General features: G+C 70.5%; 13 protein-coding genes. 6 read left to right on the top strand and 7 right to left on the bottom strand.

Annotated features, from left to right (window positions below; translation table 11 throughout):
• Window positions 1-87 precede the first annotated feature (87 nt).
• On the top strand, window positions 88-861 hold the full coding sequence (locus AVW09_RS06355; protein ID WP_063257716.1) for an isoprenyl transferase: 774 nt from the start codon (window positions 88-90) through the stop codon (window positions 859-861).
• Between the two features lie 186 nt (window positions 862-1,047).
• The gene (locus tag AVW09_RS06360) at window positions 1,048-2,427 is read left to right on the top strand and encodes a PhoH family protein (protein WP_063257256.1); all 1,380 of its coding nucleotides are present in this window, start codon (window positions 1,048-1,050) and stop codon (window positions 2,425-2,427) included.
• A gap of 293 nt (window positions 2,428-2,720) precedes the next feature.
• Here the strand turns inward: AVW09_RS06360 and AVW09_RS06365 are convergent, their stop codons facing one another.
• From AVW09_RS06365 to xseA, 7 genes are read right to left on the bottom strand one after another with little or no spacing between them, the layout of a single operon-like run.
• Window positions 2,721-3,377 (bottom strand): response regulator transcription factor, encoded by a 657-nt coding sequence (locus AVW09_RS06365; RefSeq protein ID WP_063257258.1) that lies wholly within the window; start codon window positions 3,375-3,377, stop codon window positions 2,721-2,723.
• Window positions 3,374-4,789 carry a sensor histidine kinase gene (locus AVW09_RS06370; protein ID WP_082822852.1) on the bottom strand — a complete coding sequence of 472 codons (1,416 nt, stop codon included), beginning with the start codon at window positions 4,787-4,789 and terminating at the stop codon, window positions 3,374-3,376. Before AVW09_RS06370 ends, AVW09_RS06365 begins: the two co-directional genes overlap by 4 nt.
• Window positions 4,790-4,839: 50 nt before the next feature.
• Window positions 4,840-6,234, bottom strand: coding sequence for a class II fumarate hydratase (locus AVW09_RS06375; protein WP_063257260.1), 1,395 nt, complete (start codon window positions 6,232-6,234; stop codon window positions 4,840-4,842).
• 34 nt (window positions 6,235-6,268) lie between these two features.
• Window positions 6,269-6,889, bottom strand: coding sequence for a carbonic anhydrase (locus AVW09_RS06380; RefSeq protein WP_148286501.1), 621 nt, complete (start codon window positions 6,887-6,889; stop codon window positions 6,269-6,271).
• Between the two features lie 35 nt (window positions 6,890-6,924).
• The gene (locus tag AVW09_RS06385) at window positions 6,925-7,557 is read right to left on the bottom strand and encodes a DUF4245 family protein (protein ID WP_063257262.1); all 633 of its coding nucleotides are present in this window, start codon (window positions 7,555-7,557) and stop codon (window positions 6,925-6,927) included.
• Window positions 7,557-7,796 carry an exodeoxyribonuclease VII small subunit gene (locus AVW09_RS06390; RefSeq protein ID WP_036328293.1) on the bottom strand — a complete coding sequence of 80 codons (240 nt, stop codon included), beginning with the start codon at window positions 7,794-7,796 and terminating at the stop codon, window positions 7,557-7,559. The genes AVW09_RS06385 and AVW09_RS06390 overlap by 1 nt, the downstream gene beginning before the upstream one ends.
• A 1-nt stretch (window position 7,797) precedes the next feature.
• Window positions 7,798-9,111: an exodeoxyribonuclease VII large subunit gene (xseA, locus tag AVW09_RS06395; protein WP_063257264.1), complete on the bottom strand. Its 1,314-nt coding sequence runs from the start codon at window positions 9,109-9,111 to the stop codon at window positions 7,798-7,800.
• Between the two features lie 88 nt (window positions 9,112-9,199).
• On the opposite strand from xseA, the gene AVW09_RS06400 reads away from it, so the two are divergent.
• The 4 genes from AVW09_RS06400 to AVW09_RS06415 are packed head-to-tail and all read left to right on the top strand — an operon-like array spanning window position 9,200 to window position 12,044.
• Window positions 9,200-10,240 carry a 4-hydroxy-3-methylbut-2-enyl diphosphate reductase gene (locus AVW09_RS06400; protein WP_082822882.1) on the top strand — a complete coding sequence of 347 codons (1,041 nt, stop codon included), beginning with the start codon at window positions 9,200-9,202 and terminating at the stop codon, window positions 10,238-10,240.
• Window positions 10,237-10,779, top strand: coding sequence for a DUF6264 family protein (locus AVW09_RS06405; RefSeq protein ID WP_197462576.1), 543 nt, complete (start codon window positions 10,237-10,239; stop codon window positions 10,777-10,779). Before AVW09_RS06400 ends, AVW09_RS06405 begins: the two co-directional genes overlap by 4 nt.
• A 54-nt stretch (window positions 10,780-10,833) precedes the next feature.
• A complete protein-coding gene (locus AVW09_RS06410) occupies window positions 10,834-11,337 on the top strand; it encodes a sigma-70 family RNA polymerase sigma factor (protein ID WP_063257268.1) in 504 nt (167 codons plus the stop codon).
• Window positions 11,334-12,044 carry an anti-sigma factor family protein gene (locus tag AVW09_RS06415; RefSeq protein WP_063257270.1) on the top strand — a complete coding sequence of 237 codons (711 nt, stop codon included), beginning with the start codon at window positions 11,334-11,336 and terminating at the stop codon, window positions 12,042-12,044. Before AVW09_RS06410 ends, AVW09_RS06415 begins: the two co-directional genes overlap by 4 nt.
• Window positions 12,045-12,047: the final 3 nt, after the last annotated feature.

Here is a 12,047-nt window from a genome sequence, read left to right on the forward strand (position 1 = left end):
GAGCGTTCTGTGAGCAGACGCCCAGCGACGCGCCCCACGGCGCCGGACGCGGACGCCGCGACGCGGTAGCGTAGGCGGGTGGCGCGCGTGTGGAGGAACGAGGGACGGGGTCCCCTCTACCGGCTGTACATTCAGCGCCTCCGTCGGCAGATGCCGACCACCGTGCCGCACCACGTCGCCATGATGATCGATGGCAATCGCCGGTGGGCGCGCCAGCTGGGTTTCGACAGCGCCGCACACGGCCACCGCGCCGGGGCCGCGAAGATGCACGAGTTCCTGCGGTGGTGCGACGATCTCGGCATCCGGGTCGTGTCGCTGTACCTGCTGTCGAACGACAACCTCCGCAAACGCGATCCGCGGGAACTCGACGACCTCATCGACATCATCGCGGAGCTCGCCCGCGAACTGTCGCACGAGCCCGACTGGCGCGTGCAGCACGTCGGGCGCTCCGAGGAGCTGCCGCCCGCTCTCGCCGAGGTGCTGCACGAGGTCACCGAGCGCACGCGTTCGCACACCGGGCTGCACGTCAACCTCGCCGTCGGGTACGGCGGCCGCAGCGAGATCGTGGATGCCGTGCGCAGCATCATCGCGAAGCACGACGAGCGCGGCGGCACGCTCGAGGAGCTCGCGGCGAGCCTCACGCCGGAGCAGATCGGCGAGCACCTGTACACCGGCGGCCAGGCCGACCCGGATCTCGTCATCCGCACGTCCGGGGAGCAGCGCCTGAGCGACTTCCTGCTGTGGCAGTCGGCGCACTCGGAGTTCTACTTCGTCGAGGCGCTGGGGCCGGATCTGCGCGAGGTGGACTTCCTGCGCGCCATCCGCGACTTCGCTGCGCGCGATCGCCGGTTCGGTCAGTAGCCGCCGATCCATCGTTTACGCAGTCGTCATTTTTCCGGGCGTGTTTGCGACCCCGGCGGGGTGCGCGAGGCCTTACGGTGAGGTCATCGGGCACGGAGCCCGATCGAGTCGGCCTTCGGATCGCGACTCGTGACCCACAGGTCGACTCGTGACAGCCGGGTGAGACACCCGGGTCGGGAGTGGGTTGTGACTGCACGAGCACCGTACGACCAGCGGAACGTCGACGCTTACGTCGCTGACAGCAGTGTTTCGGAATCGGACGCCTCAGCCGATCAGGCTCTGCGCACGTACGTTCTGGACACCTCCGTTCTGTTGAGCGATCCGCGGGCGTTCTTCCGCTTCGCCGAGCATTCGGTGGTGATCCCGGTCGTGGTGATCACCGAACTCGAGGGCAAACGCCATGATCCCGAGATCGGCTACTTCGCGCGGCAGGCGCTTCGCCATCTCGACGAACTGCGCATCGAGCACGGGCGCCTCGACTTCCCGGTGCCCGTCGGCACCGACGGTACGCTCCGGGTCGAGCTCAACAACACCGACCCGTCGGTGCTCCCGTCGGGCATGCGGCTCGGCGACAACGACAGCCGCATCCTCGCGGTGGCGATGAACATCGCGCGCGGCGGCGTCGAGGTCACGGTCGTGTCCAAGGACCTCCCGATGCGCGTCAAGGCCGCGTCCCTCGGCCTGACCGCGGAGGAGTACCTCGCCGAGCAGGCGATGGACTCGGGCTGGACCGGTATCGCATCGCTCGACGTCTCCGGCGATGACCTCAGCGACCTGTACGAGGCGGAGGTCGCTTCGAGCGACGACGTCCGGGGGCTGCCGGTCAATACCGGCCTCATCATCCACTCGGAGCGCGGCTCGGCGCTCGGCCGCGTCACCGGCGATGGCGAGTTCCGCCTCGTCCGCGGCGACCGCGACGCGTTCGGCCTGCACGGTCGCTCGGCCGAACAGCGCATCGCCCTCGACCTCCTGCTCGACCCGGAGGTGGGCATCGTCTCGCTCGGCGGGCGTGCCGGCACCGGCAAATCGGCCCTGGCGCTGTGCGCGGCGCTCGAGGCGGTACTGGAGCGCCAGCAGCAGAAGAAGATCATCGTCTTCCGTCCGTTGTTCGCCGTCGGCGGGCAGGAGCTGGGGTACCTGCCCGGCGATCAGGCGGAGAAGATGAACCCGTGGGGCCAGGCGGTGTTCGACACGCTCGGCTCGGTCGTCTCGGGCAACGTCCTCGAGGAGGTGCTCGCGCGCGGTCTGCTCGAGGTGCTCCCGCTGACCCACATCCGCGGACGCTCGCTGCACGACGCGTTCGTCATCGTCGATGAGGCGCAATCGCTCGAGCGCAACGTGCTCCTCACCGTGTTGAGCCGCATCGGGCAGAACTCCCGCGTCGTGCTCACCCACGACGTCGGTCAGCGCGACAACCTGCGCGTCGGTCGCCACGACGGCGTCGCCTCGGTGATCGAGACGCTCAAGGGCCACGCGCTCTTCGGTCACGTCACGCTCACGCGCTCCGAGCGTTCCGCGATCGCCGCGCTCGTGACCGAGCTGCTGGAGGCCGGCGAGCTGTCCTGACCGAAGCGCTGTCGGGGCCGGGATGCCAGGCATCCCGGCCCCTTTCTCGTCCGTGCCGCACAGATGAGAGGTTTCTCATCTGCAGCTCTCGGGATTCTCACGGGGAGCAACCAGAGTGGTGTCAACGGCGAGGGAAACTTTGCCGCCGCCCCCGGCGGTTCCCCCTGATAAATGAAGAGAGACCGGTTCGCCGAGCAGGCCACCGACGTTTCGGGTACGTCGGAAGACCGCCGCGGATCATCTCCCCAATCCCCCCGGTTTCCCCCCACCGGGGGTTTTTGGGTTTTCGGCGTCTATTGCCAGCGGTAGCCCGCGCCGCGGACCGTGGCGATGCGGGCCGCCCCGAACTTCGCGCGCAGGTAGCGCACGTAGACATCGACGACGTTCGACCCCGGGTCGAAGTCCAGGCCCCACACGCGACTCAGCAGCTGCTCACGGCTGAGCACCTGACCCGCGTGACGCAGGAATTCCTCGGTGAGAGCGAACTCGCGTGCGCTGAGGTCGACCTCACGGCCGCCGATCGTGGCGCGGCGGGTGAGGACGTCGAGCGACACGTCGCCGTGGGCGATCGTGATACTTCCCAGGGGTGTGGGCTCGCGGAGACGCGAGCGCACGCGGGCGAGGAGCTCGTCGAACTTGAACGGCTTGGCGACGTAGTCGTTGGCGCCCGAGTCCAGCCCGTCGACCGTGTCCCGTGTGCTCGTCCGGGCGGTCAGCATGATGACCGGAATGGGGGAGCCCTGCCCGCGCAGACTGCGGAGGACCTCGAAGCCGTCCATCGTCGGGAGCCCCACGTCCAGCAGCACGAGGTCCACCTCACCCGACAGCGCGGTGTCGAGCGCCTCGGCCCCGTCGTCGACGATGAGGGTCTGGTAGCCGGCGGCCTCGAGACCCTTCGCCACGAACGCCGAGATGCGCTCCTCGTCCTCGGCGATGAGGATGCGGGTCATCCGGTGGCCTCTCTCTGCAGGACGACGTCGCCGGCGCGGACCGGCGTGGGGAGATCGGTCGGGGCGTGCGTGCCGCCCAGGGGGATGTGCAGTGTCACGGTCGCGCCGCCGCCGGGGGTGTCGGCGACGCTGCAGGTTCCCTCGTGCGCCTTGGCGATGGCATCCACGATGGAAAGTCCCAGGCCGGACCCGTCGACTCCGCGCCGCGTCGAGACGCGATCGAACCGCCGGAACACCCGGTGGCGTGCGGCGGGAGGGATGCCGGGGCCGTGGTCGCGTACCCACAGGTTCGCGACCGTGCCGTCGGTGGAGCTGCCGAGCTCGATCGGGCTGCCCGCGGCGGTGTACTTGGCGGCGTTGTCGGCCAGCTGGAGCCAGGCCTGCACGAGCCGGTCGTGGTCGCCGACGAACGTGCCGCGGCCGCGGGCCTCGACCGTCCAGGTGTGCTCCGGGATGGCCGCGACCAGCTCGCCGACGCGGTCGGTGAGAGCGCCGATGTCGATGACCCCCGACGACAGCGACCCGCTCTCCACATCCGCCAGGGCGTCGATGTCGTCGACGAGCCGCGAGAGCCTGTCCAACTCGGCGATGCCGAGGTCGCGTGTTTCGACGACGTCGTCGGGGTCGGCGGGGTTCATCGTCTCGAGATGCCCGCGGACGATCGTGATCGGCGTCTTCAGCTCGTGGCGCACGTCGTCGAGCAGTTGGCGCTGTGCCTCGACCGACATCGCCAGCCTGTCGAGCATCGAATTCACCGAGGCGGTCAGGTCGGCGATCTCGTCGTTGCCGTCCGCGGACACGCGGGTGCCGAGGTCGGCGATCGTGATCGCGTCGGTGGTGTCGCGGAGCTTCCGGAGCGGCGAGAACAGCCGACCCGTGACGAACCAGCCCGCCACTCCCACCGCCAGCAGCACCGCCGCACCGGCGATCGCGTACGTCGTCGTCGAGAGCGTGACGAGCTCCATGCGCTGGTCGATGGAGATGGCCTGGACGATCGAGGCATCGCCGTCGTGGACGGCAGCGAACAGCACGGGACCGGCGGCCGACGACAGGCGACCGCGCGTGTCGCCGCGATCCAAAGCCGCGCGCAGGTCGGTGAGGAACCCGGTGTCGCCGGCGAGGGGCAGTCCCGGTGGGGCCGGAGTGGACGCAACAACGGTTGTGTCATTCAGCGCGAGGGTGCCGTCGGTGCGCCCGGGGACCGCCGCTGCGACCAGGTCGGCCGGGTCCTGACTGCTGACCGACACCGTCGACACGAACCCGTCGAGTTGCCGCTCCGCGTTCGCGATGACGCGAGCGCTCTGGACGAAGAACGTGACACCACCGGCGAGGATGAGCCCGAGCAGCACGACGCCGAGGATCGCCGCGAGGAGCCGCACGCGCGCCGAGACGGGTCTCGAGCGGGGGGTCATCCTCCGATTATGGCGGTCCTCGGCGTCGAGGGCGGTGTCGTTGCGCGGGATCAGCCCGGGTGGGTCATCGACAGGAGGTCGAGCTTGGCGTCGAGCACCTCTTCGGTGATCTCGCCGCGCTCGACGTAACCGAGGTCGAGGACGGCCTCACGGACCGTGATGCCCTTGGCGACGGAGTGCTTCGCGATCTTCGCCGCGGCCTCGTAGCCGATGACCTTGTTCAGCGGCGTGACGATAGAGGGCGACATGCCCGCGAAGGCCCCGGCGCGGGCGACGTTGGCCTCGAGGCCGTCGATGGTCTTGTCGGCCAGCACCCGCATGGCGTTCGAGAGGAGGCGGATCGACTCCAGCAGCGCGGTGCCCATGACGGGGATCGCCACGTTGAGCTCGAACGATCCGGACGCACCGGCCCACGCGACGGTGGCGTCGTTGCCGATGACCCGCGCGCACACCATGAGGGTCGCCTCGGGGACGACGGGGTTGACCTTGCCCGGCATGATCGAGGAGCCCGGCTGCAGGTCGGGGATGTGGATCTCGCCGAGGCCCGTGTTGGGGCCCGAGCCCATCCAGCGGATGTCGTTGTTGATCTTCGTCAGCGACACCGCGATCGTGCGCAGCGCGCCGGAGGCCTCGACGAGCCCGTCGCGGTTGGCCTGCGCCTCGAAGTGGTCCTTGGCCTCGGTGATGGGCAGCTCGGTCTCGGCTGCGAGCAGCTCGATGACCTTCTGCGGGAAGCCCAGAGGGGTGTTGATGCCGGTGCCGACGGCCGTGCCACCGAGCGGCACCTCGCCGACGCGGGGGAGGGTCGCGCGGACGCGCTCGATGCCGAGACGCATCTGGCGCGCGTAACCGCCGAACTCCTGGCCGAGCGTGACGGGCGTGGCATCCATCAGGTGGGTGCGGCCCGACTTGACGATGCCCTTCCACGCCTCGGCCTTCGCCTCGAGCGCCACCGCGAGGTGGTCGAGCGCCGGGATGAGGTCGTCGATGAGGGCCTGGGTCACGGCGATGTGGACCGAGGTCGGGAAGACGTCGTTCGACGACTGCGAAGCGTTCACGTGGTCGTTCGGGTGGACCGTGTCGCCGAGGATCCGGGTCGCGAGGGTCGCGAGGACCTCGTTCATGTTCATGTTCGACGAGGTGCCGCTGCCGGTCTGGTAGGTGTCGACCGGGAAGTGCGCGTCGTAGGCGCCGGTGATGACCTCGTCCGCCGCCTGGGCGATCGCGTCGGCGATGCGCGGGTCGAGGGTGCCGAGCTCCTTGTTCGCGAGGGCGGCGGCCTTCTTGATGCGGGCGAGCGCGGCGATCTGCGTCGACTCCAGCCCCGAACCCGAGATCGGGAAGTTCTCCACCGCGCGCTGTGTCTGCGCGGCGTAGAGGGCGTCCTTGGGCACCCGCACCTCACCCATGGTGTCGTGTTCGATGCGGTACTCGATGTCGGTCACGTCGTCGTTCCTCCAGATCGTTTGTCGTGCGGTCTCAGGCCGCGTGGGCGTCGTCGACGTCGCCCACGCTCACGACGGGGACGGCTTCCCCGTCGGCAAGTCGGTAGTTGGCTCCCACGACCGCCACCCGGCCCTCGGCCACGGCTTCGGCGATGAGCTCGGAAGCACGGAGGAGGTCGGCGACGGTGTGGCGCAGGTGTTCGCGGCCCACGAGCTCGGCATCCACGTGATCGGTCGGGCGGCCGGCGGCGGCCTCCTCGCGGATCACGCGGCGCACGGCGGGGACGATCGGCGCGATCTGGCGCCAGATGTACGGGGGCAGGTTCGGGGCGTCGACGGCGGTGCTGTCGATCGCGGCGCCGACCGCGCCGCACGCGTCGTGGGCGAGCACGACGATCAGGGGCACGCCGAGGACGCCGACGGCGTACTCGAGGCTGCCGATCACGGAGTCGGAGATGACCTGGCCGGCGTTGCGGACGACGAAGAGGTCGCCGAGGCCCTGGTCGAAGATGATCTCGGCGGCCAGGCGCGAGTCCGAGCAGCCGAACAGCGCCGCGGTGGGGTGCTGCGAGTTCGCCAGCTCGGCGCGACGTTCGACGTCCTGTCGGGGGTGCGCCGGATCGCCCGAGACGAAGCGCCGGTTCCCCTCGAGCATCTGGGTCCACACGGCCTGGGGGGTCAGGGCATCGCTCACGGGGTCTCTCTCAGTTCTCGAACCTGGGCGGTGACGGATGCCGCGGCGATCGCGGTCGTTTCGGGGCTGGCGTCTCCGTAGATCAGCACCTGATCGGGGCCGGCCGGGGTCGACAGGGCGTAGGTGACGTTGCCCGCGCGTTCGGGGTCGCTCGGGCGGTAGACGTTCCAGTCGATGCCGTCGATCGCGACGGTCTCGGTGCTCCGCGCCCCGCCGAGGATCTGCGCGACCCATTCCTCGCCCGTGTCGAGTCCCTGCGCGACGCGCACGAAGCCGGACTCGCCGGAGCGGACGTACACCATCGTCCACGCCTCGGTGCCGCCCTGGCCCTCGGTGGTGGCCTGATTGACGCGCCAGCCGTCGGGGAGCGACGGCGACAGGGCGGGGCGGCCGATGTCCTTCGACAGGTCGGCGGCCAGTGCCGCGACGTCGGGCTGCGGACGCGGGGCGGGTTCGCCGCGGGGCACGGCCGCGATGACGACCAGCACCACACCGACGGTGACGAGCAGCGCCGCGATGAGGTTGCGGAAGGTCTTGCTCGAGCGGTATCGGCGCGAGGATTCGGCCTTGCGGGCGGCGGTCTCCTCCGGCGTCTCGGGGCGGCCGAGCTCGGCGACGACGCGGGCCATCAGGACTCCTCGCCCTCGCCGCGGGCGGCATCCAGCCGACGCTTCGCGCCCAGCAGCCACTCCTCGCAGCGGGCCGACAGCTGTTCGCCGCGTTCCCACAGCGCGAGGGACTCCTCCAGCGTCGGAGCGCCCTGTTCGAGTTCGGCGACCACGCGGACCAGCTCGTCGCGCGCCTGCTCGAACGACAGGGATGCCACGTCGGCGGAGGGGCCGGAAGGCGTCGCGGTCATGGCATCCATCTTAGGCTCGCCCGCTGGACGGACCGCCGTCGCCGGGGGAGTCCGCCTCGACGACCGGGCCTGTGGAGGAGGAGCCGAAGGCACCCTCGGCGACGGTGACGACCACGCGGGTTCCGGCCGGGGCCTGCGTCGCGTCCCGCACGATTCCGCCGCCCTCGACCTGCGCGATGGCGTAGCCGCGCGCCAACGTCGCCTCGGGCGAGAGCGCCCGGAGGGATGCGCGCAGCTCGCGCGTGCGCCGTTCCTCGCTCTGCAGGCGGCGGTCGACGACGTCGCGTCCGCGGGTCGCGAGCATCCAGACGTCCTGCGCCCGGGCGGTGAGCATCGCGTGCGGCGTGCGCAGCACCGGCCGGGAGCGCAGCTGTTCGAGCTGCGCGATGTCGTGCAGCACGCGCTGGGTGAGTCGGTTCGTGAGGCGGGCCCGCAGCTGCGCGACGAGGGCGCGCTGCTCGCTCACGTCCGGGACGACGCGCTTGGCGGCATCCGTCGGCGTCGAGGCGCGAACGTCGGCGACGTCGTCGAGGAGAGGACGGTCGTTCTCGTGTCCGATCGCGCTCACGACCGGAGTGGATGCCGCGGCCACCGCGCGCACCAGTCGCTCCTCGCTGAACCCGAGCAAGGTCTGCGGATCCCCGCCGCCGCGCGCGATCACGATGACGTCGACCTCGGGGTCGGCATCCAGCGCCCTCAGTGCGGCGAGGGTCTCGGGGACGCACCGGTCGCCCTGCACGGCGGCGTAACGCGTGCGGAAGCGCACCTGCGGCCAGCGCAGTTCGGCGTTGCGGTGGACGTCCTTCTCGGCATCCGAGTTCTCGCCCGTGATCAGACCGATGCAGTGGGGGAGGAAGGGCAGCTTCTTCTTGCGCGCGGGGTCGAAGAGCCCCTCGGAGCGCAACTGCGCGCGCAGCCGCTCGAGGCGCTCGAGCTGCTCGCCGAGGCCGACGTGCCGCATCGCCGAGACGGCGAACGAGAAGTCGCCGGTGCGCGGGAAGTAGTCGGCCTTGACGCACGCCACGACGTGGTCGCCGACCTCGAAGTCCTTCGGAAGGCGAGCGAGCGTGCTCGACCAGATGCGGAAGGCGACGGTCGACTCGCTGCCGAGGTCCTTGAGACGTCCGAAGACGTTGCCCCCGCGGCGGTTGAAGGACGTGATCTCGCCCTCGACCCACACCGAGCCCCACCGCTCGATGAACCCGCGGATGGTGTCGTTCAGGCGCGACACCGACGTGGGCGCCTCGTTCTTCGAGTCGCGCGGGTGGACGGAGTCGGCCGGGGGCGCCTGGCCCTCGACGGCTTCGGGTCGGAAGGAGGTCATGCTCTCTCAGGGGGTCGGTGATGGGCGGTTCGGCCGTCGTCCAGGGGCGCCCCGGTAGAATCGAGGAGTGAGCACACCTGCCGTCCACCTGCCCGTTCCCCGGATCCCGGGTCGACGCGGGCGGCTCCAGGATATCCCCGTCCACGGACAGAAGAAGGTGCTGTTGGCGGCGCCCCGCGGCTACTGCGCGGGTGTGGACCGCGCGGTCATCGCCGTCGAGAAGGCACTCGAGCGCTACGGCGCGCCGGTGTACGTGCGCAAGCAGATCGTGCACAACGTCCACGTGGTCACCGAGCTCGAGAAGAAGGGCGCGATCTTCGTCGACGAGGTCGACGAGGTGCCCGAGGGCTCGCACGTCGTGTTCAGCGCCCATGGAGTCTCGCCGGCCGTGGTGTCGGCGGCATCCGATCGGCACCTGCAGGCGATCGACGCGACCTGCCCGCTCGTGACGAAGGTGCACCGCGAGGCCGTTCGCTTCGCCCGTGACGACTTCGAGATCCTTCTCATCGGTCACGAGGGACACGAAGAGGTCGAGGGCACCGCGGGCGAGGCTCCCGAGCACGTCACGGTCGTGAACTCGCCGGAGCACGCCGACACCGTGGAGGTGCGCGACCCGTCGAAGGTCGTGTGGCTCTCGCAGACCACGCTCTCCGTCGACGAGACGATGGAGACCGTCCGTCGTCTGCGGCTGCGCTTCCCCGAGCTGCAGGATCCGCCGTCCGACGACATCTGCTACGCCACGCAGAACCGCCAGGTCGCGATCAAGAAGGTCGCACGCGACGCCGACCTCGTGATCGTCGTGGGCTCGGCCAACTCCTCGAACAGCGTCCGGCTCGTCGAGGTCGCGCTCGAGCACGGGGCCAAGGCCGCGTACCGCGTCGACTACGTCGACGAGGTGCGTCAGGAATGGCTCGAGGGCGTCGAGACCGTGGGTGTCACGAGCGGCGCCTCCGTACCGGAGGTGCTCGTCACCGAGGTGCTGCAGGAGCTCGCGGGTGCGGGCTACCGCGATGTCGAGGAAGTACGCACGGCTGAGGAGGACCTCATGTTCTCTCTGCCCAAGGAGCTGCGTCAGGATGCCTCGGGCAAGCGCGACCAGCGTGCCCTGGGCGGCCGGGGCCGCGCGTGACCGACGGCGACGAACGACCGCGGCCGCAGTACGGCGAATACGCGACTCCGGAGGAGCAGCGTGCGCGGATTCAGCGTCCTGAGGTGACCGAGTCGCTCGAGGCGGGAGTGGCACCGGCCCCCGAGCCCTCGGCCGATCCCGTTCACCCGGCTGCCCAAACGCGGGGCGCGCTCGCCGACCGCGTCGTGACGGTCGGCCTGCTGGTCTACGGATTGCTCAATGTGGTCGGCGGGATCATCCTGTTGCTCGACTTTCCCGAGTTCGCGGATGGTTACGCCCGATCCCTCGGTGTCGACGCCACGTACACGGCGTTGTCCGCCGGGCACGTCTGGGGCGCGGCCGCAGCCATCGTCCTCGGTGTCGGGTATCTGGTCACGGCCTGGCTCACGTGGCGGCGCCTGCGCCGCGGACGTATCGCCTTCTGGGTGCCCGTCGCCGGAGCCATCGTCACGGCGATCCCGGCGGCCGTGTGCATCTCCATGGCTTTCGGCGCCGATCCCGCCTACGTCTCCGGGCTCTCGCAGCTTTTCCTGAAATGAACCTCTGGGCCCGGCATCCCGTGTTCTCCTGAGGACGACAGGAGGGAGCCGGCGATGCGAGACGATCACGCGCAGCTGACCGCGTTGTACGACGCGCACGCGGCACCCGTCTGGCGCTACGTGGTCAGTCTCACGGGCGACCACGCCGGTGCGGACGACGTCGTGCAGGAGACGCTGCTGCGCGCCTGGCGCACGCCGCGCGTCATGGCGGACGATCCCTCGCGCCTGCGCTCGTGGATGTTCACCGTCGCCCGCAACATCGTCATCGACGACGCCCGCAGCGCGCGTCGTCGCCATGAGCAGCCCGTCGATGAGCTTCCCGAGACGGCAGGCGGAGACGACACGGATGCCATGTTCGACGCGCTGCTCGTCGAGGAGGCGCTCGCGACCCTCACTCCCGACCATCGGGCGGTCATCGTCTCGGCCTACTACGGCGGTCGCAGCGTCGCGCAGGCGGCAGAGGAGCTCGGCATCCCCGCCGGAACCGTGAAGTCGCGGTTGCACTACGCCGTGCGCGCGCTGCGCCTCGCGCTGCAGGAGAGGGGCGTGACGCGATGACCTCCGAACACGAGCGTTTCGCCACATGGGACGGTGCGTACGTGCTGGGCGCGCTGTCGGCCGCGGATCGCGGCGAGTACGAGCGGCACCTCGACGAGTGCGTCCTGTGCCGCGCTGCGGTCGCAGAACTCGCCCCCACCGCCGGGCTCCTGTCACGGCTCTCGCCCGAGCGGGCCCGCGCGGTCGACGGCGGGGATCCGGCCCTGCGCGCGGCCCCCCGTGCGCCCGACCCCGCCCTCCGCGGACGGGTGGTCCGCACGGCGCGGCGTCGCCGACGCCGGACGGTCGCGCTGTGGGTGGGTGCGGTCGCCGCGGCTCTGGTCGTGATCGCGGTTCCGAGTGTCGTGGCGCTGACCAGCACCCCGACCGACGCCACGGGCACCGTCTACGCCCTCGACGATGTCGCGGGCGCGCCGCTCGAGGCATCCGTGAAGCTCACCCCCGTCGAGTGGGGCACGCGCATCGATCTCGTGTGCAGCTACACCGGTGAGGTGTTGGACGCCCCACCCGGCGGCTGGCCGTACGCCCTCGCCGTCACCGACGACTCCGGGGCGACGACGATGCTCTCGACGTGGCGCGCCGGCCCCGGATCGACGACCGAGCTGAGCGCGGGCACCGACGTGTCGGCATCCCGGATCGACTCCATCGAGATCCGCACCGCCGACGGCGACCGCGTCGTGATGCGCCGCGACTTCGGCAGCCCGTAGCAT

Source organism: Microbacterium sp. T32 (genome assembly GCF_001619615.1).
In the GTDB taxonomy this organism is placed as follows: Bacteria; Actinomycetota; Actinomycetes; order Actinomycetales; family Microbacteriaceae; genus Microbacterium.